Annotated in this window: 18 protein-coding genes; 17 read left to right on the top strand and 1 reads right to left on the bottom strand. The window is 41.3% G+C overall.

Going from position 1 to position 22,287, the window contains the following annotated elements; genetic code table 11:
• The 11 genes from D8802_RS01560 (at position 1) to D8802_RS01510 (ending at position 12,939) form a co-directional block, all read left to right on the top strand.
• A complete protein-coding gene (locus D8802_RS01560; protein ID WP_125394536.1) occupies positions 1 to 1,104 on the top strand; it encodes a prephenate dehydrogenase in 1,104 nt (367 codons plus the stop codon).
• A 10-nt stretch (positions 1,105 to 1,114) separates the two neighbouring features.
• Entirely contained in the window at positions 1,115 to 1,453 is a 339-nt protein-coding gene (locus tag D8802_RS01555) for a YlbF/YmcA family competence regulator (RefSeq protein WP_000065971.1), read from the top strand.
• Positions 1,454 to 1,543: 90 nt separating this feature from the next.
• Positions 1,544 to 2,827, top strand: a complete 1,284-nt coding sequence (aroA, locus tag D8802_RS01550) for a 3-phosphoshikimate 1-carboxyvinyltransferase (RefSeq protein WP_125394535.1) — start codon at positions 1,544 to 1,546, stop codon at positions 2,825 to 2,827.
• Positions 2,820 to 3,296, top strand: coding sequence for a shikimate kinase (locus tag D8802_RS01545; protein ID WP_125394534.1), 477 nt, complete (start codon positions 2,820 to 2,822; stop codon positions 3,294 to 3,296). The genes aroA and D8802_RS01545 overlap by 8 nt, the downstream gene beginning before the upstream one ends.
• The gene (gene pheA / locus D8802_RS01540) at positions 3,293 to 4,141 is read left to right on the top strand and encodes a prephenate dehydratase (RefSeq protein ID WP_125394533.1); all 849 of its coding nucleotides are present in this window, start codon (positions 3,293 to 3,295) and stop codon (positions 4,139 to 4,141) included. The genes D8802_RS01545 and pheA overlap by 4 nt, the downstream gene beginning before the upstream one ends.
• The gene (locus D8802_RS01535) at positions 4,138 to 5,418 is read left to right on the top strand and encodes an LCP family protein (protein WP_125394532.1); all 1,281 of its coding nucleotides are present in this window, start codon (positions 4,138 to 4,140) and stop codon (positions 5,416 to 5,418) included. Before pheA ends, D8802_RS01535 begins: the two co-directional genes overlap by 4 nt.
• Positions 5,419 to 5,565: 147 nt before the next feature.
• On the top strand, positions 5,566 to 6,402 hold the full coding sequence (locus D8802_RS01530) for a LicD family protein (protein WP_125394531.1): 837 nt from the start codon (positions 5,566 to 5,568) through the stop codon (positions 6,400 to 6,402).
• Complete coding sequence (locus D8802_RS01525; RefSeq protein ID WP_185758174.1) at positions 6,399 to 7,367, top strand: glycosyltransferase family 2 protein; 969 nt, start codon at positions 6,399 to 6,401, stop codon at positions 7,365 to 7,367. Before D8802_RS01530 ends, D8802_RS01525 begins: the two co-directional genes overlap by 4 nt.
• Before the next feature lie 8 nt (positions 7,368 to 7,375).
• The gene (locus tag D8802_RS01520) at positions 7,376 to 9,529 is read left to right on the top strand and encodes a LicD family protein (RefSeq protein WP_125394530.1); all 2,154 of its coding nucleotides are present in this window, start codon (positions 7,376 to 7,378) and stop codon (positions 9,527 to 9,529) included.
• 3 nt (positions 9,530 to 9,532) lie between these two features.
• The gene (locus tag D8802_RS01515; protein WP_125394529.1) at positions 9,533 to 10,243 is read left to right on the top strand and encodes a LicD family protein; all 711 of its coding nucleotides are present in this window, start codon (positions 9,533 to 9,535) and stop codon (positions 10,241 to 10,243) included.
• Between the two features lie 188 nt (positions 10,244 to 10,431).
• Positions 10,432 to 12,939 carry an MBL fold metallo-hydrolase gene (locus tag D8802_RS01510; RefSeq protein WP_125394528.1) on the top strand — a complete coding sequence of 836 codons (2,508 nt, stop codon included), beginning with the start codon at positions 10,432 to 10,434 and terminating at the stop codon, positions 12,937 to 12,939.
• 50 nt (positions 12,940 to 12,989) lie between these two features.
• Here D8802_RS01510 and D8802_RS01505 read toward each other — a convergent pair whose 3' ends face one another.
• Positions 12,990 to 14,468: an oligosaccharide flippase family protein gene (locus tag D8802_RS01505; RefSeq protein WP_125394527.1), complete on the bottom strand. Its 1,479-nt coding sequence runs from the start codon at positions 14,466 to 14,468 to the stop codon at positions 12,990 to 12,992.
• A 122-nt stretch (positions 14,469 to 14,590) separates the two neighbouring features.
• Between D8802_RS01505 and mecA the strand changes: the two genes are divergently transcribed.
• From mecA to D8802_RS01475, 6 genes are all read left to right on the top strand, one after another.
• Entirely contained in the window at positions 14,591 to 15,331 is a 741-nt protein-coding gene (gene mecA, locus D8802_RS01500) for an adaptor protein MecA (RefSeq protein ID WP_125394526.1), read from the top strand.
• 147 nt (positions 15,332 to 15,478) lie between these two features.
• A complete protein-coding gene (locus tag D8802_RS01495) occupies positions 15,479 to 16,765 on the top strand; it encodes a homoserine dehydrogenase (protein ID WP_125394525.1) in 1,287 nt (428 codons plus the stop codon).
• A 1-nt stretch (position 16,766) separates the two neighbouring features.
• Positions 16,767 to 17,636, top strand: a complete 870-nt coding sequence (thrB, locus tag D8802_RS01490) for a homoserine kinase (RefSeq protein ID WP_125394524.1) — start codon at positions 16,767 to 16,769, stop codon at positions 17,634 to 17,636.
• 99 nt (positions 17,637 to 17,735) lie between these two features.
• Positions 17,736 to 18,674, top strand: coding sequence for a peptide-methionine (R)-S-oxide reductase MsrB (gene msrB, locus D8802_RS01485; RefSeq protein ID WP_125394523.1), 939 nt, complete (start codon positions 17,736 to 17,738; stop codon positions 18,672 to 18,674).
• Positions 18,675 to 18,733: 59 nt separating this feature from the next.
• On the top strand, positions 18,734 to 20,458 hold the full coding sequence (locus tag D8802_RS01480) for an ABC transporter ATP-binding protein (protein ID WP_125394522.1): 1,725 nt from the start codon (positions 18,734 to 18,736) through the stop codon (positions 20,456 to 20,458).
• Position 20,459: 1 nt separating this feature from the next.
• Positions 20,460 to 22,208 (top strand): ABC transporter ATP-binding protein, encoded by a 1,749-nt coding sequence (locus D8802_RS01475; RefSeq protein WP_125394521.1) that lies wholly within the window; start codon positions 20,460 to 20,462, stop codon positions 22,206 to 22,208.
• Positions 22,209 to 22,287 lie beyond the last annotated feature (79 nt).

Raw genomic sequence — 22,287 nt, 5'->3', positions numbered from 1 at the left:
ATGGCAAAAACCATCTATATCGCAGGTCTCGGTTTGATTGGTGCTTCGATGGCACTCGGTATCAAGCGCGATCATCCAGATTATGAAATTTTAGGTTACAATCGTAGCAAGGCTTCGAGAGACATTGCTTTGAAAAAAGGCATGATAGACCGTGCGACGGATGATTTTGCCAGTTTCGCTCCTCTGGCAGATGCCATCATTCTGACCTTGCCAATCAAGCAGACCATTGCTTTTATTAAGGAGCTGGCAGATTTAGACTTGAAAGACGGCGTCATTATCTCAGATGCTGGATCGACCAAGTCTGCCATTGTGGATGCAGCGGAGCAGTATTTAGCTGGCAAGCCTGTTCGCTTTGTCGGGGCCCATCCCATGGCTGGTAGCCACAAGACAGGGGCTGCCTCTGCAGATGTTAATCTCTTTGAAAATGCCTATTATATCTTCACACCTTCGAGCCTGACAAGTTCTGGCACACTTGAGGAAATGAAAGATCTGCTTTCAGGCCTTCATGCTCGTTTTATCGAGATTGATGCCAAGGAGCATGATCGGGTCACTTCTCAGATTAGCCATTTTCCTCATATTCTGGCTTCCAGTCTCATGGAGCAGACAGCAGTCTATGCTCAAGAACATGAGATGGCAAGGCGCTTTGCGGCGGGTGGTTTTCGGGATATGACTCGCATTGCGGAAAGCGAGCCAGGTATGTGGACTTCCATTCTCTTGTCCAATCAAGAGACTATCCTGGATCGAATTGCGGATTTCAAGGAACGCCTAGATGAGGTTGGACAAGCCATCAGCAAGGGAGATGAAGAGCAGATCTGGAACTTTTTCAATCAAGCACGTGCGCAACGTCAGGTCATGGAAATCCATAAGCGTGGTGGTGTGGACAGTTCTTATGACCTCTATGTCGACGTTCCCGATGAAGAAGATGTTATCTTGCGGATTTTGGAATTGCTACGAGGAACTTCCTTGGTCAACATTCACATCAATGAAGAAAACCGTGAGGATATTCACGGGATTCTACAAATTTCCTTTAAAAATGCTCAAGATCTGGAACGAGCTGAGCGCTTAATTACAGAAAATACAGACTACACAGTCATCATCAAATAAGGAGAAAATCATGTCAAATATTTACGATAGTGCAAATGAACTCAGTCGCGGATTACGCGAATTACCAGAATACAAGGCGGTTAAGGCAGCAAAAGATGCCATCCAAGCTGATGAACAAGCTAGCAAGATTTTTGCAGACTATATCGCCTTCCAGCAAGAAATCCAAGTCATGGCGCAGACTGGACAAATGCCAGACGCCTCTTTCCAAGAAAAGATGCAGTCTTTCAGTAAGCAAATCCAAGAGAACGCTCTTTTGTCAGATTTCTTTGCCAAACAGCAACAATTGTCCATTTATCTTTCGGACATTGAAAAAATTGTCTTTGAACCTGTTTCGGAATTATTGAAATAGTATTTTATCTGTATAAAAGCTAGAAATTTCAGGAATTTCTGGCTTTTTTGTGATAAAATAAGAAAAAGTATTGCAAGTATGAGGTCAACTATGAAACTAAAAACAAACATTCGCCACTTACATGGCAGTATCCGGGTTCCAGGGGACAAGTCTATCAGCCACCGTTCGATTATTTTTGGAAGTTTGGCTGAGGGCGAGACTAAGGTTTATGATATTCTGCGTGGAGAGGATGTGCTCTCAACCATGCAGGTTTTTCGTGACCTTGGTGTTGAAATTGAGGATAAAGATGAGGTTATTACCATTCAAGGTGTTGGAATGGATGGCTTAAAAGCGCCGCAAAATGCCTTGGATATGGGGAATTCTGGAACCTCGATTCGCCTGATCTCAGGTGTGCTTGCTGGTGCAGACTTCGAAGTAGAGATGTTTGGAGATGATAGTCTTTCTAAACGTCCTATGGATCGTGTGACGATTCCATTAAAAAAAATGGGCGTCAGCATTTCAGGGAAAACAGAGCGAGACCTGCCCCCTCTTCACTTGAAAGGTACTAAAAACCTAACACAGATTCACTATGAGTTGCCAATCGCCTCTGCCCAAGTCAAGTCTGCCTTGATATTTGCAGCCTTGCAGGCTCAGGGGGAGTCCGTTATTATCGAGAAAGAATGTACTCGTAACCACACCGAAGATATGCTTCAGCAATTTGGTGGCCATTTAAGTGTGGATGGCAAGAAAATTACAGTCCAAGGACCACAAAAACTGACCGGACAAAAGGTTGTTGTTCCAGGAGATATTTCCAGTGCAGCCTTTTGGTTGGTAGCTGGATTGATTGTGCCAGATTCTCGTGTGGTGCTGCAGAATGTGGGCATTAACGAAACTCGCACTGGTATTATTGATGTCATTCGCACTATGGGTGGAAAATTGGAAATGACAGAAATAGATCCAGTCGCTAAATCTGCAACGCTGACTGTCGAGTCTTCAGACCTGAAAGGAACAGAGATTGGTGGAGCCTTGATTCCCCGATTGATTGATGAATTGCCTATTATTGCTCTTCTCGCGACACAAGCGCAAGGTGTAACGGTCATTAAGGATGCTGAGGAACTCAAGGTCAAGGAAACAGACCGCATTCAGGTGGTGGCTGATGCCTTAAATAGCATGGGGGCTGAAATCACACCGACGGCAGATGGAATGATTATCAAAGGGAAATCCTCCCTTCATGGTGCTAGAGTAAATACTTTTGGAGACCACCGTATCGGAATGATGACGGCCATCGCGGCCCTCTTGGTTGCTGATGGAGATGTGGAACTTGACCGTGCAGAAGCCATCAATACCAGTTATCCTAGCTTCTTTGATGATTTGGAGAATCTGATTCATGGCTAAGGTATTACTTGGATTTATGGGGGCTGGCAAATCCACAATCGCAAGAAGCTTGAACCCAGATTACCTTGATATGGATGCCTTAATCGAGGAACGTTTGGGCATGTCCATTGCGGAATTTTTCGCTGAAAAGGGAGAAGAAGCCTTTCGTCAGATAGAGTCTGAAGTTTTAGCGGACTTACTAAAAACGGACCGAGTTGTGTCAACTGGTGGAGGAGTAGTCGTTTCTCAGAGAAATCGTGACTTGCTCAAACAAAATCCTGATAACATTTATCTAAAAGCAGATTTTGAAACCCTCTACCAACGTATCGCAGTTGATAAGGACAATCAACGGCCAATTTTTCTCAACAACAGTAAGGAAGAGTTGCGAGAGATTTTCCAAGAAAGACAAGCTTGGTATGAGGAAGTAGCCAGTCGTGTTCTAGATGTAACCAAGCTAAGCCCAGAGGAAATTATTGAGGAACTGAGATGAAAATTGCCTATCTAGGTCCCAAGGGATCATTTTCACATCATGTTGTGCAGACAGCCTTTCCCAAAGAGGAATTGCATGCCTTTGCCAATATCACAGATGTTATCAAGGCCTATGAGCAAGGCTTGGTGGATTATTCTGTGGTGCCAGTTGAAAACTCCATTGAGGGGAGTGTGCATGAAAGCTTGGATTACCTTTTTCATCAGGCTCGCATCCAAGCAGTAGCAGAAATCGTTCAACCCATTCACCAGCAGCTGATGGCAGTTCCAGGTCAGTCAAAAATTGAGAAAATCTTTTCTCATCCTCAGGCTCTGGCTCAGGGAAAGAAATTCATAGAGGCGCATTATCCAGAGGCCAAAATAGAGGTAACAGCCAGTACTGCCTACGCAGCTCGCTGTATCTCGGAACATCCAGACCAGCCTTATGCAGCCATTGCTCCTAAAAGTTCAGCTGAAGAATATGGCTTGGAATTAATTGCTGAGGATATTCAGGAGATGGAAGTCAATTTCACTCGTTTTTGGATTTTAGGGTCTGAGATACCGATGATTCCTTTGAACTCACAAGCTGAAAAAATGAGTTTGGCCTTGACCTTACCAGACAACCTACCTGGTGCTCTTTACAAGGCACTTTCGACCTTTGCTTGGAGAGGGATTGACTTAACAAAGATTGAAAGTCGCCCCCTTAAAACAGCCTTGGGAGAATACTTTTTCATTATCGATGTAGACTATAGTGACAAAGAACTGGTTCATTTTGCCAGACAAGAACTAGAAGCAATTGGAATCCAGTACAAGATACTGGGAACCTACCCTATTTTCACCATAAGGGACCTAGGAAAGGAGAGCCTATGAGCAAAGAAAGCCTTTTAAGTCATCATGAGCAGTTACGCTATGATTACCTTTTTAAGAATATTCATTACCTAAATGACAGAGAAAAGAGAGAATTTGACTATCTGAAAAGAAAAATGGACGGTGGATTTCCCTCTAATGAAGGTGAAAGGGAAAAAAATCTAGGGAAGGACATTGGGATTCCACAGTATTCCAATCAAAGTCGCTCGAATAGACATCAGAAATTTCCCTCTCTTCCAAAAGTGAAAAAGAAGAAACCAAGAAAATTTTTCAAACGAGTTCTAATTTGGCTTTTACTGTTGATAACCTGTGTGGCTGCGGGGATGATTTTTATGTTCCTGCGCGGTTTCCAGTCAGCAACTTCTACCAATAGGCCAGCTGATGCAAAAGCAGCTCAAGTAGAGGTCTTTAACGGTCAGGATACCAAAGATGGTGTGAATATCCTAGTCATGGGGACAGATGGTCGTATCGGTCAAAATAGTGCAGAAACCCGTACCGACACGATTATGGTGTTGAATGTTAGTGGTTCGGATAAGAAGATCAAGCTAGTCAGCTTCATGCGTGACAACTTAGTCTATATTGATGGCTACAGCCAGATTGTGAATGGCAAGAAACAAACGGATAATAAACTCAATGTTGCCTATGAACTTGGGGAACAAGAAGGGCAAAAAGGGGCAGAAATGGTCCGCAAGGTTTTAAAAGATAACTTTGATTTGGACATTAAGTACTATGCCCTAGTGGATTTCCAAGCCTTTGCAACTGCCATTGATACGTTATTTCCTGATGGAGTGACTATAGACGCTAAGTTTTCAACGTTAAATGGTCAGCCTCTGACAGAAGCCACAGTTGGAGATGACCTTCATGCAACAGAAACCGAATCACCAACTCAAACGATTCGTGTTGGCAAGCAACAAATGAATGGCTCAACCTTACTTAACTATGCCCGTTTCCGTGACGATGATGAAGGAGACTATGGTCGTACCAAACGTCAGCAGCAGGTCATGTCAGCTGTTCTTGAGCAAATCAAAGACCCGACCAAACTCTTTACAGGTTCAGAGGCGCTTGGAAAGGTCTTTGGAATGACTTCAACCAATCTACCGTATAGCTTCTTATTGACCAATGGTTTATCTGTCATAGAAGGCGCTCAGAATGGTATCGAAAGATTAACTGTTCCCGAACTTGGTGACTGGGTAGATGACTACGATGTTTATGGAGGGCAGGCTCTCCTTGTCGACCAAAATAAATACAAGACAAAACTCGCCCAAATGGGAATGAGATAGAAAACTCTTATAAAGAAAATCAAAGTTTGAATCACTAGTAAAAAAGTGGTTTAGGCTTTGATTTTTCTTACTCTCTGATGGATTTTTAAGGCTTTTTTATGGTATAATAAAACGATATAACTCGTTTTTGAAAAGAAGAGGAGAGACATGAGTGATTTGAAAGCGATTCAGGCTCGTAGTCTGGAAATGGCTGAATATTTCGTCGCATTTTGTAAAGAACATGACTTGTTGTGCTATCTCTGTGGTGGAGGGGCTATTGGTGCCCTTCGTAACAAGGGATTCATTCCTTGGGATGATGACCTAGACTTTTTCATGCCTCGCAAGGACTATGAAAAATTAGTTGAACTATGGCCTCGTTATGCAGATGAACGTTATTTTTTGTCAAAGAGTCACAAGGATTTTGTAGATCGTAACCTTTTTATTACCATTCGTGATAAGGAAACAACTTGTATCAAGCCTTATCAAAAGGATTTGGATTTGCCACACGGTTTAGCCTTGGATGTTTTGCCTTTAGATTATTATCCTAAAAATCCAGCTGAGCGTAAGAAACAAGTCCGCTGGGCCTTGATCTATTCACTCTTTTGCGCCCAAACTGTCCCAGAAAAGCATGGTGCAGTCATGAAATGGGGAAGTCGCATCTTACTCGGCCTGACGCCAAAATCTTTACGTTATCGCATTTGGAAAAAAGCTGAGAAAGAAATGACCAAGTACACTTTATCAGAGAGTGATGGAATCACGGAATTATGCTCAGGTCCTGGCTACATGAGAAACAAGTACCCAATCGCATCCTTTGAAGATAATCTCTTCTTGCCATTTGAAGGAACTGAGATGCCCATCCCAGTCGGCTATGATGCCTATCTCAGCACTGCTTTTGGGGATTATATGACACCACCACCAGCAGACAAGCAAGTACCGCATCATGATGCCATTATAGCAGACATGGACAAGAGTTACACAGAGTACAAGGGAGAATACGGAGCATGATGGGAGAAAAAATAAGCGTTATCGTTCCAGTCTACAATGTAGAAGCCTATCTGGAGAAGTGTGTCGAATCCATTTTAAAACAGACCTATACCAACTTGGAAATTCTTCTTGTCAATGACGGCTCAACGGATACTAGTGGAGAACTGTGTGATCAATTAGCTCAAAGAGATCAACGGATTCGTGTCATTCACAAAGAAAACGGTGGCTTGTCTGACGCTCGAAATAGAGGGATTGAAGAGGCGAGTTCTGATTTGATTGGTTTTATCGATAGTGATGACTACATTGACGAAGATATGTATGAGACCCTTTACCGTCAAATGCTAGAAACCAATGCTGATCTTTCTATGTGTGGACATTATGATGTCTACCACCAAATGCCAGAAAAGCAAGTTGCAGCGATTCAGACTTGGGAATTAACTCCCCAAGAAGCCATTAAAATGGTTATGGAAGCTAAAATCCTCTCGGTCACAGCTGTCAACAAACTTTATAAAAAAGAACTCTTTGAACACCTACGATTTGAAATTGGCAAAATAGCAGAAGATGCCTTTATCATGATTGCCTTGATTCATCACTGTCGCAAGGTTGTTGCAACAAATGAAAAAAAATACTACTATGTTCACCGTGAAAATAGTATCACGACTCAAAAATTCTCCTTGAAATTCTTAAACGTTATTGAGGCTTATGAGCAAAACGCAAATATTATCAGAGAGAATTATCCTGAACTAGCAGCTGTTGCAACCATGCGTTTAAACTGGGCTTACTTCTATGTATTGGATAGGCTCTTGGTTGATGCAGATTTCAAGGATAAGGTCTTAGAAGACCGTTTGATTGCCTATCTAAAGAAAAACACAAAGAACATTCTTTCAGATAGTCGTTTTACAAGAGCAAGAAAAGTGAGCTTTTTAGCTTTGTGCCTGAGTCGAAAATTGTATACGAAAATCTTGCTTGCACAAACTAAGCGTTAGGAGAAACAATGATTTCATTTATTGAAAAAAACTATTTTAAAATCAATCTGCTGTTTTTATCAGTTATATCTTTTTACTGTATGGCAGGCTTGATTGTCCCACTTCAGCCAATCTCGGCCAATAAATTTGTCACCCTTGGCATGACCCTCATGGGCGTTTTGTTGGGACTTTATAATTTCTTTATCAAAAAAGCCTATCTGACTGTCAGAAAAATTGAGTATTTGATTCTCTTTTTTATAATGAATATCCTGACCGCGGTCTTAGTTGTAAAGTATGGATTTTCAACAAACATAAAGAACTTAGTCGTCTTTTTCATCTATTTCTTTGCACTCTATCCTGTCTTTCAGTCTTTCACAGTGAAAAAAGCGCGTGTTCTATTTGATGTCTTCTTTTCAGTCATCACTGTCGCAAATACCCTAGGTGTTCTTGTCTCAATTTGGCAATTCTTCATGTTGCAAGGTTACCGCGTATTTGATTACAAGGGCTTATTGATTCGCCAAGGATTTGTAGAGTCTCGTCTATTTGGAATCCTAGCCAGTCCCAACTATCTCTCTATTATTTCTTTGATGGTCATTATTTACTTGTGGATGCGTTTGTCTTTCTACAATAAAATCATTAGGACGTTAGCTATTTCATCTATCCTTTTGAATTTTGCCTATATTGTGCTATCTGGCTCAAGAACAACTTATATCTGTTTGGTGGTAGTAGCCTTTCTTTATGCCTTGATGAAAGGAGACTGGAGTAAAAAAGGGAAATCTCTTATCACAGTGGTTGTGACAGTTGCTTTAGTATTTGTAAGCTACAATGGTGTAAAGTATAGTAGCGATATGTATTTAAAAGCCAATTCTGCAGAAATCCAAAAGAAAAAAGCAGAAGGTCAAATTGGGGATCAGAATCTTTCTCTTGAGAGAACAGACACCAGCGAAGAAAATATCTCTAATAACCGTTTTGCCATTTGGCAGTCAACAGCTTCCTTTATCCCTAAACGTCCCTTATTTGGATATTCAGGTGGAAACTGGTATGAGTTAGGTAAAGAGTATGATGCTTCGGCCTACATCATCAAGGAGCACTACCTTACTCATAATGGCTACCTTGAGTTGTTATTCTATGATGGTCTGACAGGTTTTATCCCGCTGGCTATCTTCATGCTTTCCTTCATTATTTCAAGTCTTAAGAAATATAAAAAAGACCTTCAAGAAGGTCGCCACAATCATGAATTGATTACCATTCTGTTGATGACTGTTGTTATTCTCATTTCTAACTTGTTCTTGAGTTCAACCTTCTATGGAATTTCACTACAGGGCTGTATCTTGTTTGTGATTTCAGGCTACTATTTCTCTGTTCTTTATAAAAAAAGAGATGGCTACAGAAAGCTAGACGAATCAGAGATCAAAGAAGTTGAACTAGGTGTCATGGATTATATCCACAATCTCTGTCAAAAAGAGAACATCAACTATTCACTGGCATATGGAACCTTACTGGGTGCAGTGAGACACAAGGGCTACATTCCTTGGGATGACGATATTGATATCTCTTTGAAACGCGATGAATACGACAAATTGTATCAAGCCATTCTGCAAGATAATGACCCTGTCTACAAAGTGGTTTCTTGGGAAAATGACAGTCGTTACCCTTACCCATTTTACCGAGTATATGATGCGCGAACAGTCTATGATAACAACTATATCGAAAATGATATCGATTTAGGAATTTGTGTGGATGTTTTCCCATTTGACTATTATGCTGATGTTAACAAAGACATGGTAAAACTAGATACTTACCGTCGTTTATCAGTCTATACCCTTTATGGCATCCATAATAAGAATGCAAAACTCATGAATATCGTCAGATATCTACTTGTCCTTGTATTCCGTCTGACTCGTGTCAAAACTTGGAATCAAAAAATGAATATCCTATCTATTCAAGAAAAAGATGGAGACTTCATTGACTATCTTATGGAGAACAAGAGAGTTTCTACGAAGTTTGACAAGTCCTTCTTGGATACAACGATTGACAGTCCATTTGAAGATAGAGTTTACAAAATTCCTGTGGCCTATCAGCAAATCCTTTCTGCCATCTACGGGGATGACTTTATGGAAATTCCGCCTCTAGAAAAACGAGTGAAGCATGATGACTTCCTGGCATACATAAAGGAGGGATAGAAGGTGTTACAATGGTTAAAAAGAAGTTTAGCCAGTCTCTTAGGAGATAAGAAAGACCTGGTTAAAAAACTACCTATTATCAAAAGTTTAAATAAAAAAGCCAATATCGACTTGGATTCAAAGAGAAGCAATTTACTCAAAGAAAACTTTGAAGATGTTCTAAAGGCAATCTATCAATCTGATCTGAAATCCTATGATATCTGGTTAGATTTTGGGACTTTACTTGGTTTCTACAGAGAAAATGATTTGATTCCGCATGATTTAGATATGGACTTTGGGATTATTATCCCAGACTATGAAGCCTTTTTAAGGGATGAGAAAGTTCTTTTGGAGAAAGGCTTCGTTAGAACCAAAGAGTTCTATTACAATGATAAGCTTGTAGAGTTGTCCTATAGTTACAAGGGACTAAATGTTGATTTTATTGTCTATGATAAAAAGGAGAATACCATCTCCTCAGATACTATTTTCTATATGACAAATGCCTTGGGAAATCCTACAAGATATGAAGTCTACCATTATGAATTGCCTTTTACAGCACTAAGTGAATGCAGTTTTAAAGAGATTCTAGTAAAAGTTCCAGAAAATACAAGAGAATACATTAGTCACTTGTATGGAGAGGATTTTGAAATCCCTAATACCCACTACAACTGGAAAGAAAATCCGATTTACAAACAAAATGATGCTAAATTGGCTAAAGTACTTTTGAAAAAGTAAACTTGGAAATACAAGAAAAGAGGGGATGGTGAAGTTCTTCCTTGTTAACTCTAGTCCCTATTCTAGTGTGACAATCAGGCTTCTCCTTCCCTCTTTTTGTCTTATAATGACGGAAAGGAGCTAGAAAAGTTGCTACCAGGATGAATCTTCCATCCTAGCTTCCGCTATCAAAGAAAGAAGTGGTTTATATGAAAAAGAAACAGATAAAAGAAACCCTTGTATTTATTCCCCTAGTCTTGTTGCTCGTCTCTGGACTCTTGATACCCGCAGTTCAGGCAGATACTTCAAGCAACCGAATCCATTTTATCAATACCAAAGGAGTTCCTGGAAGTGATGCTATTATTCTAGAAAGTAATGGTCATTATGCCTTGATTGACATGGGAGAAGACTATGATTTTCCAGATGATGAAGATCCACGTTACCCAAATCGAATGGGAATTTCTAATCGAAATGAGCAAGTGCTAGAAGATCGCCTTTTCCGCCATATGCAACAGCTTGGTATCAAGAAACTTGATTTTATTCTAGGAACTCATGTCCATAGTGACCATATTGGATCTGCGGATGAAGTTCTAAAACGTTATCCTGTAGATAGATTTTATCTGAAGAGATACTCAGATGAGCGCATCACATCAAAATGGCGATTGTGGGACAATCTTTTTAATTATGACAATGCTATCAAGACAGCTCTAGAGCGTGGCGTAACTCTTGTGCAAGATATTACTGAGAAGGAAAGTCACTTCACTTTAGGTGACATGGATATTCAGCTTTATAACTATAAAAACGAATATGACAGTGATGGCAAACTCAAGAGAGTTTATGATGATAATTCCAATTCGATTGTGGCTGTAGTAACTGTAGCGGGTAAAAAGATTTATCTCGGTGGTGACTTGGATAATGCTGAGGGTGCAGAGGATAAGTTAGGTCCTGAAATTGGTAAAGTCGATATGATGAAATGGAACCATCATTATGATGCCAAAATATCGAATACGATTCCTTTTTTAGATTACTTGTCACCAAGTATGGTAGTTCACACGTCAGCTGCAGATGCCAATCTTGCCACAACTAGAGAGTATCTTAATAAGCACGGTATTGAGGTAGTTCATGCTTCTAGCCAGACCAAGGATGCGACTGTGTTTACCATCAGTCAAACAGGATTTGCCAATGTTTCAAACGATTTTCCAGATATTCCTTCGGTTACAAAAGCTTGGTATACAGAAGATGGTTACTGGAAGTATCGCTTGTCTGATGATCAGATGGCTATTGGTTGGCAGCGAATTGATGGGGCTTACTATTTCTTCAATGGTAAGGGACAAATGCAGGCTAATAAATGGCTTCATTTAGTTGATGAAAGAGAAAAGATTGAGGGCAACTGGTATTATCTAAATAGTAATGGTAAAATGCAGGAAGCTGGTTGGTTTAAACAAGATGGTTTTTGGTATTACATCACATCAAGTGGGGCAAGAAGTTATAATGAACTTCTAGAAATCGATGGGCAACAATATCTATTTGATAAAGATGGTAAGATGCTGACAGGTCTTCAGGTCTATAACGGTAAGAAACTGTTCTTTACTAATAGTGGTGCTCTTCAATCTAATGGGAAACCTTCTAGTTGGAAAAAAGTATCAGGAAATTGGTACTATTACAATGAGAATGGAGTCCCTTCACTTGGTAAAAAAATTATAAATGGAACAACTTATTTCTTTAATCAAGAAGGTATCATGCAAACAGGCTGGGTTTCTGTCAATGGACAATGGAACTATTATGCAGAATCTGGAGCAATGAAAACTGGTTGGATTAAAGATAAAGATATATGGTATTATTTAGATAAAGATGGTATCATGTTAACTGGAAATCAAGAAATCAATGGCTCTCGTTACTATTTCAAGGCAAATGGTGCCATGCAAACTGGTTGGCAATGGCAGGATAAGGGTTGGCAGTATTATACTAGCTCTGGTTCCATGAAGACGGGCTGGTTAAAAACGGGCGAATCTTGGTATTATCTAGATTCAGAAACAGGTATCATGGCAGTCGGATCGCAAGAAATTAATGGAAAGAACTATTTCTTTAAGTCTTCAGGAATCATGCAAGTTGGTTGGCAGTGGGCAAATGATGGTTGGCACTATTATGCCGCTTCAGGTGCCATGCAAACTGGCTGGCTTAAAGATGGAGACACTTGGTATTATCTGGAAGCCAAGGAAGGAACCATGTTGATCGGTCTTCATGCAGTAAATGGAGAACAGTACTACTTTAGCACATCGGGTGCCATGCAGACAGGTTGGAAATGGCTTGACGGTCAGTATCGATACTTCCAACCAAGCGGCGCCATGAAGACTGGCTGGATCAAAGATCAAGGCAAGTGGTATTATCTTGAAAAAGAAAGTGGAACCATGTTGATCGGTCTTCATACGGTGAATGCTCAGACCTACTATTTTGGTCCGAGCGGAGCTATGCAAACAGGTTGGAAACAGCTTGATGGTAACTGGTACTATTTCCAAACGGACGGAGCTTTACTGAAAAATGCCACCACACCTGATGGCTACAAGGTAAACGAAGACGGAATTTGGAAGACAGCTGATGCTATTGACAATAGGGAAGTAGACAAGCAAGAACAGAACCAAGAAACAAATTCTAATCTTGTTGAACAAGAAAAACAAGGTTCAAGTCCAGAAGCCAATGCTTCTGTCAAGAAAGAATAAAAAAGAAAACACCCTTCTAATAGATTTTTATCTATCAGTAGGGTGTTCTTTTAATTTCTTTTAAGCTTAGCAAGTACTAAGTTCAGAGCATAGTGGAGTGTTTTATCTTTGGCGATAAAGAGTGTCAAGAGATAATAGATACCACAAGCCGCAACAGTTGAGAGAACCATGAGAATCATGTTGAAGTTGACTGTGTAAGAGTTGACTTGGAAAAGGAATTTAAAAGCAAAATAAATAGGTATGAATCCAAGGGACACAATAGTATAGCGTGTTAGAGTAGCAAAGATTTCTTTCAAATCAATCAGTTGGTGTTTCTGGATAAAGCGAATTTCCAAGAGAACGACGATAGTCTCCGCAAGAATGGTCGTAGCGATATAGTACTCTGGTGCGAAAATATTATTGAAATACAAGAGGCAGTTGAAGAGAATATTGGCTCCACCACCAAGGAAGTAAAAGGCAGTCAAGCGATTTTCGTGGTCATTGATAAAGATAATTTGTTTACCAAGGATCAACTCGATAGCCCAGATGATGGTACGAAAGGCGAAAACACTAGTCACGATTCCAGCTTCGAGGTATTTTTCAGAAGAGTAGATAACTGCCGCGTAGTTCCCTAATACCATAATCCCAATACTGGTTGGAACGATGAGGAAGTAAAAGAGGGCAGCCCCTTGATTTAGAAGACTCTTATAAGAGGTGTAGTCTTTCTTGCCGAGATAGTAGCCGAGACGTGGGATACTCACATTGAGAGCCCCACTTAAGACACTGGCTATTAGCATGACAATGCTGGAAGCAATAGTGTAGTAAGAAATGTAGTTTTCATCAGGTCCCTTGGTGATAAACATTCTATCAAGCAAGGTATAGAGCATGTTAGCGTTCGCTAAGAGTAGCATGGTTAAGAGCGGTTTAGATGCTTTGACTAATTCAACAAGACTGATCTTAACAAAGGAAACTTCTCTCTTAATCCAAAGAAAACTGAGCAGGTAGTTGAAGATAGTGGTTGCTGTCATAACGATAGCATAAGGAACGATATCATCTGCAGTTTTAACAAAGGTAAAGATAGCAACCAGCATGGCAATCCGGATGATCAATGTCTTATAGAGGATGAAGGCATAATTTTCATAAGCCTCGTTCATCCATTCGATATTGAGAAATTGGAAGAGTGCTTGGGTCCCTAGGATGTAGTACAGAACTTTTAGGTTCACAATGCTGGTGTCGAAGAAGATAAAGAGGAAGTAGATACCAGTCGTAATTAGAGAAGTGAAAACCGAAATATAAAACAACTTAGAAAAGACATAGTTGATTTTATTCTTGTCGTCCTTAACCTTACTGATAGCACGAATCCCGTAGTTGTATATTCCAAAGGCTGCTAGTGGAATGACAAAGCTGGCCCAGGTATTGGCGGTATTGAAGTAACCGTAGTTGGATTTACTGAGAATTCGCGTCAGATAAGGGTTGGTTATCAGTGGAAAAACGATATTGAGGATATTGACCAGCAAGCTAGCCAATGCATTAACTTTTATATTTTTCATTGAACTTTCTTTCTTAAATGTAACATTATCTCTAGTATTATATCACATTCCAGCTTTATTCTTTTGATAAAATCGTAAAAATCTAGTATAATAGATAGACTGAAAGTAAGAGGTTACTAGATATGAAGATGAAACAAATTAGTGATACAACACTGAAAATCACGATGACTTTAGATGATTTGATGGATCGGGGGATGGAAATTGCAGACTTTCTCGTTCCTCAGGAAAAAACCGAAGAGTTTTTCTATGCTATTTTAGATGAGTTAGAGATGCCAGACAATTTCTTGGACAGTGGCATGCTGAGTTTTCGTGTGACGCCAAAACCTGATAAGGTCGACGTCTTTGTGTCCAAGTCTAAGATTGACCAAAATCTAGATTTTGATGATTTGGCGGATCTACCCGACATGGAAGAACTAGCTCAAATGTCGCCGGATGAATTTCTCAAAACCTTGGAAAAAAGCATTGCAGATAAGACCAAGGGCGATATTGAGGCTATCCAATCTCTAGAACAGGTCGAAGCAAAGGAAGAAGAGCAAGAGCAAACAGAAAAGGAAACTGAGAGTAAGAAAGAACCTTATATCTACTATATCTTGCACTTTGCAAGCCTTGCTGACGTAGTTGCTTTTGCAAAGACGGTTAACTACCAGATGGAAACATCTGAACTCTATAAGATGAATGGACACTACTATTTGACAATCTTAGTCGATGTGGAAAATCATCCAAGTCCATATCCAGCCTGGCTCTTGGCTCGTATGCGTGAGTTTGCAGACGACAGTGATATCAGTCGTTCAGTTTTGCAAGAGTATGGGCAAATCTTGATCAATCACGATGCAGTTCTTAATCTGCAAAAGATTCGTTCATAATTTTTAAAATCAATTTTCATTTATCAAGAAAGACGAATCATGAGATTCGTTTTTTCTTTACTAGACTGAAATAGTGATTTACTATAATAGGAATTTTCACAAAATTCTGTTATAATGGCTATATCAGAAAATTTCTAGGAGACAAACATGACAGTTAAAATTGCTTTACTTGGATTTGGTACCGTTGCAAGTGGTGTGCCATTCCTCCTAAAGGAAAATGGAGAAAAAATCATCCAATCAGCTCATTCTGAGATTGAAGTAGCCAAGGTATTGGTCAAGGATGAAGATGAAAAGAATCGCTTGCTTGCAGCAGGGAATGACTTTAACTTTGTAACCAATGTAGATGATATTTTATCAGACAAAGATATTACCATTGTAGTGGAATTGATGGGGCGTATCGAACCAGCTAAAACCTTTATCACTCGTGCCTTGGAAGCTGGAAAACACGTTGTTACTGCTAACAAGGACCTTTTGGCTGTCCATGGTGCAGAATTGTTAGAAATCGCTAAAGAGCATAATGTAGCACTTTACTACGAAGCAGCTGTTGCTGGTGGAATTCCAATTCTTCGCACTCTAGCAAATTCATTGGCTTCTGATAAAATCACGCGCGTTCTTGGTGTCGTTAACGGAACTTCCAACTTCATGATGACCAAGATGGTCGAAGAAGGCTGGTCTTATGATGATGCTCTGGCTGAAGCGCAAAGACTTGGTTTTGCAGAAAGCGACCCTACAAATGACGTGGATGGGATTGACGCAGCCTACAAGATGGTGATTTTGAGCCAGTTTGCTTTTGGTATGAAGGTTGCCTTTGACGATGTAGCCCACAAGGGAATCCGCAACATCACACCAGAAGATGTAGCTGTAGCCCAAGACCTTGGCTATGTAGTGAAATTGGTTGGTTCTATCGAGGAAACTCCTTCAGGTATTGCTGCAGAAGTGACTCCAACCTTCCTTCCTAAAGCACATCCACTTGCCAGTGTGAATGGGGTAATGAACGCAGTCTTTGTGGAGTCTATCGGCATCGGTGAATCTATGTACTACGGACCAGGTGCGGGTCAAAAACCAACTGCAACAAGTGTTGTAGCGGACATTGTCCGTATCGTTCGTCGCTTGAATGATGGTACCATTGGTAAAGACTTCAACGAATACAGCCGTGATTTGGTCTTGGCTAATCCAGAAGATGTCAAAGCAAACTACTATTTCTCAATCTTGGCACCAGATTCAAAAGGTCAGGTCTTGAAACTTGCTGAAATCTTTAATGCTCAAGATATTTCCTTCAAGCAAATCCTCCAAGATGGCAAAGAGGGTGACAAGGCGCGTGTAGTGATTATCACTCATAAGATTAATAAAGCGCAGCTTGAGAATGTTTCAGCAGAGTTAGCCAAAGCTTCAGAATTTGACCTCTTGAATACCTTCAAGGTGTTAGGAGAATAGGATGAAGATTATTGTACCTGCAACCAGTGCCAATATCGGGCCAGGTTTTGATTCAGTCGGTGTAGCTGTAACCAAGTATCTTCAAATTGAGGTCTGTGAAGAACGGGATGAGTGGTTGATTGAACACCAGATTGGCAAATGGATTCCCCACGATGAGCGCAACCTTTTACTCAAGATTGCCTTGCAAATTGCGCCAGACATACAACCAAGACGTTTGAAAATGACCAGTGATGTTCCCTTGGCGCGTGGCTTGGGTTCTTCTAGCTCGGTTATTGTTGCTGGGATCGAACTAGCTAACCAACTGGGGAATCTCAACTTATCTGATCATGACAAATTGCAGCTGGCGACCAAGATTGAAGGGCATCCTGACAATGTAGCTCCAGCAATTTACGGTAATCTCGTTATTGCCAGCTCCGTTGAAGGAAATGTTTCAGCGATTGTGGCAGACTTCCCAGAGTGTGATTTTCTAGCTTATATTCCTAACTATGAATTGCGCACTCGCGATAGCCGTGGTGTCTTGCCTAAGAAATTGTCCTACAAGGAAGCTGTTGCGGCTAGTTCTATCGCCAATGTGGCGGTTGCAGCCTTGTTGGCAGGAGACATGGTGACAGCTGGTCAAGCAATTGAGGGAGACCTCTTCCATGAGCGCTATCGTCAAAGTCTGGTCCGTGAATTTGCGACGATTAAGCAAGTAGCTAAAGAGAATGGAGCCTATGCGACCTATCTCTCTGGAGCAGGGCCGACAGTTATGGTTCTGGCTTCTCATGACAAGATGCCGGCGATTAAGGCAGAATTGCAAAAGCAGTCTTTCAAAGGCAAACTTCATGATTTGAAAGTTGATACCCAAGGTGTTCGTGTTGAAGCAAAATAAAGAATAGAAGATAGGATGGGGAAAGTCTTGATTAAAGGGCTTCCTATCCTTTTTTTGAAAAGAAGTCTAGTCAAAGAACTTGATAAAGGAGAAACGAAGATGGCAGAAATTTATCTAGCAGGTGGTTGTTTTTGGGGCTTAGAGGAGTATTTTTCACGTATTTCTGGAGTGCTAGCAACCAGTGTCGGCTACGCTAATGGCCAAGTCGAAACGACCAATTACCAGTTGCTCAAGGAAACAGACCATGCAGAGACTGTTCAAGTGATTTATGATGAGAAAGTAGTGTCACTCAGAGAGATTTTGCTTTATTATTTCCGTGTCATTGATCCCTTGTCTATTAACCAGCAGGGGAATGACCGTGGTCGCCAATATCGAACGGGGATCTACTATCAGGATGAAGCAGACTTGCCTGCTATCTACACAGTGGTGCAGGAGCAGGAGCGTATGCTGGGTCGAAAGATTGCAGTAGAAGTGGAGAAACTTCGCCACTACATTTTAGCTGAAGACTACCATCAAGACTATCTCAAGAAAAATCCTTCCGGTTATTGTCATATCGATGTGACCGATGCTGAGAAGCCATTGATTGACGCAGCCAACTATGAAAAGCCTAGTCAAGAGGTGTTAAAGGAAAGCTTAACTGAAGAGTCTTATCGTGTTACGCAAGAAGCTGCTACAGAGGCTCCGTTTAGTAATGCTTATGACCAAACTTTTGAAGAGGGGATTTATGTAGACATCACGACAGGGGAGCCACTCTTTTTTGCCAAGGATAAGTTTGCTTCAGGTTGTGGTTGGCCAAGTTTTAGCCGTCCGATTTCCAAGGAATTGATTCACTATTACAAGGATTTGAGCCATGGAATGGAGCGAATCGAGGTTCGTTCTCGGTCAGGAAATGCTCACTTGGGTCATGTTTTCACAGATGGACCTCAGGAATTAGGTGGCCTGCGGTACTGTATTAATTCTGCATCCTTGCGCTTTGTAGCCAAGGATGAGATGGAAAAAGCAGGATATGGCTATCTATTGCCTTACTTAAACAAATAAAACTGAGAGGGTGGGTCTTCCCACTTTCTTCATTTCCAGAATAAGAATAGAAGGGATCTATGAAACACTTACTATCTTACTTCAAACCCTATATCAAAGAATCCATTTTAGCTCCCTTGTTCAAGTTACTAGAAGCTGTTTTTGAACTCTTGGTTCCCATGGTGATTGCTGGGATTGTTGACCAATCTTTACCTCAGGCAGATCAAGGGTACCTCTGGATGCAGATTGGCCTACTCCTTATCTTTGCAGTGATTGGCGTTTTAGTAGCCTTGATTGCTCAATTTTATTCAGCCAAGGCAGCGGTAGGTTTTGCCAAGGAATTGACAAACGACCTCTATCGTCATATTCTTTCTTTACCTAAGGACAGCAGAGACCGTTTGACAACTTCTAGCTTGGTAACCCGCTTGACTTCTGATACCTACCAGATACAGACTGGTATTAATCAGTTTCTGCGTCTCTTTTTGCGAGCGCCCATTATCGTTTTTGGGGCTATCTTTATGGCCTATCGCATCTCGGCTGAGCTGACTTTCTGGTTTTTAGTTATGGTTGGTTTTTTAACAATCGTCATTGTAGGGCTCTCTCGTTTGGTCAATCCTCTCTACAGTAGTCTCAGAAAGAAAACGGATCAGCTGGTTCAGGAAACGCGCCAGCAATTACAAGGGATGCGGGTGATTCGTGCCTTTGGGCAAGAAAAACGAGAATTACAGATTTTTCAAACTCTTAACCAAGTTTATGCTAGATTGCAAGAAAAGACAGGTTTCTGGTCTAGTTTGTTAACACCTCTGACCTATTTGATTGTTAATGGAACTCTTCTCGTCATCATCTGGCAGGACTATATTTCAATTCAAGGAGGTTTACTCAGTCAAGGTGCTCTTATCGCCCTTATCAACTACCTCTTGCAGATCTTGGTGGAATTGGTTAAGCTAGCTATGCTGATTAATTCTCTCAACCAGTCCTACATCTCAGCCAAGCGAATTGAGGAAGTCTTTACCGAAGCTCCAGAAGATATCCATTCAGAATTAGAACAAAAAGAAGTTACCGGTGATCAGGTTTTGCAAGTCAAAGAATTAACCTTTACCTATCCTGATGCGGCCCAGCCTTCTCTGAGAGACATTTCCTTTGCTATGAAGCAAGGGCAAATTCTTGGTATCATCGGGGGAACTGGTTCAGGTAAATCAAGCTTGGTGCAAGTCTTACTTGGACTCTATCCAGTAGACAAGGGGAGCATTGACCTTTATCGAAATGGACGTAGTCCTCGTAATCTTGAGCAGTGGCGGTCTTTGATTGCCTATGTGCCCCAAAAGGTCGAACTCTTTAAGGGAACTATTCGTTCCAACTTGACTTTGGGTTTCAATCGAGAAGTGTCTGACCAGCAACTCTGGCAGGCCTTGGAGATTGCGCAAGCTAAGGATTTTGTCAGTGAAAAGGAAGGACTTTTGGATGCCCTAGTTGAGGGAGGAGGGCGAAATTTCTCAGGCGGACAAAAACAAAGGCTGTCTATCGCACGAGCAGTCTTGCGACAAGCTCCATTTCTCATCCTAGATGATGCGACCTCAGCCCTTGACACCATCACTGAGTCCAATCTCTTGAAAGCCATCCGAGAGAATTTACCTAACACGAGCTTAATCTTGATTTCTCAACGGACTTCGACACTTCAGATGGCTGACCAGATTCTCCTCTTGGAAAAAGGGGAGCTCCTAGCTATCGGCAAGCACGAGGATTTGATGAAGACTAGCCAAGTCTATCACGAAATCAATGCATCCCAACATGGAAAGAAGGACTAGCATGAAACGACAAACTGCAAACCAGACGCTCAAACGTTTGGCTAAAGACCTTGCAAGCCACCCCTTCCTCCTTTTCCTAGCCTTTCTAGGAACCATTGCTCAGGTTGCCTTATCAATCTACTTACCCATCTTGATTGGGCAGGTCATTGACCAGGTCCTCGTGACTGGTTCTTCACCAATTTTTTGGCAGATTTTCATTCAGATGATCTTGGTGGTCATAGGAAATACGCTGGTACAATGGGCCAATCCTCTCCTCTATAATCGCCTAATCTTTTCTTATACCAAAGACTTGCGAGAGCGAATAATCCATAAACTCCATCGTTTACCGATTGCCTTTGTAGATAGGCAAGGTAGTGGGGAGATGGTTAGTCGTGTAATCACAGACATCGAACAGTTGGCAGCTGGCTTGACCATGATTTTTAACCAATTTTTCATTGGTGTCTTGATGATTTTGGTTAGTATTCTAGCCATGCTCCAAATTCATCTCCTCATGACCCTCTTGGTCTTGCTATTGACGCCACTGTCCATGGTGATTTCACGGTTTATTGCCAAGAAATCTTATCACCTCTTTCAAAAGCAAACAGAGACAAGGGGGATTCAGACTCAGTTGATAGAAGAATCGCTTAGCCAGCAGACCATTATCCAGTCCTTTAATGCTCAAGGAGAGTTTATCCAAAGACTGCATGAGGCGAATTCCAACTACGCAGGTTATTCTCAGTCAGCCATCTTTTATTCTTCAACGGTCAATCCTTCGACTCGCTTTGTCAATGCGCTTATCTATGCTCTTCTAGCTGGAGTGGGAGCTTATCGTATCATGATGGGTTCCACCTTGACCATCGGCCATTTAGTGACCTTTTTGAACTATGTCCAACAGTACACCAAGCCCTTTAACGATATTTCTTCAGTTCTAGCCGAATTGCAAAGTGCTCTCGCTTGTGCAGAGCGTGTTTATGCTGTCTTAGAAAGTCCTGAGGTTGCTGAAACAGGTAAGGGAATCTTGACCAGTGACCAAGTCAAGGGAGCTATTTCCTTTAAACATGTTTCTTTTGGCTACCATCCTGAGAAGATCTTGATTAAGGACTTGTCTATCAATATCCCAGCTGGTAGCAAGGTGGCCATCGTTGGTCCGACAGGTGCTGGAAAATCAACCCTCATCAATCTCCTCATGCGTTTTTATCCTATTAACTCGGGAGATATCTTGTTAGATGGTCGTTCCATTTACGACTATACCCGAGCGTCATTGAGACAGCAGTTTGGCATGGTGCTCCAAGAAGCCTGGCTCAAGCAAGGAACCATTCATGATAATATTGCCTTTGGAAATCCTGATGCCAGTCGGGAGCAGGTGATTGCTGCTGCCAAAGCAGCCAACGCAGACTTTTTTATCCAACAGTTGCCACAGGGATACGATACCAAGTTGAAAAATGCAGGAGAATCTCTCTCTGTTGGGCAAGCCCAGCTCTTGACCATCGCTCGAGTCTTTCTGGCTATTCCCAAGATTCTTATCTTAGACGAGGCGACTTCCTCCATCGATACACGGACAGAAGTGCTAGTACAGGATGCCTTTGCCAAGCTCATGAAGGGACGTACAAGCTTTATCATTGCCCACCGTTTGTCAACCATTCAGGATGCGAATTTGATTCTTGTCTTGGTAGATGGTGACATTGTGGAGCATGGCAATCATCAGGAGCTCATGGCTAGAAAGGGCAAGTATTACCAAATGCAAAAAGCAGCAGCTTTTAGCTCGGAATAATCCTTTCTATTTTGAAATCTTATGGACAAAAAAAGTTGCCTTCGGGTGACTTTTTTGTTACAATAGCTAGAAAAAATCA

It is taken from the genome of Streptococcus oralis (assembly GCF_003943395.1).
Lineage (GTDB): Bacteria > Bacillota > Bacilli > Lactobacillales > Streptococcaceae > Streptococcus > Streptococcus oralis_BF.
This window is presented reverse-complemented; position numbering and strand designations above follow the sequence as displayed.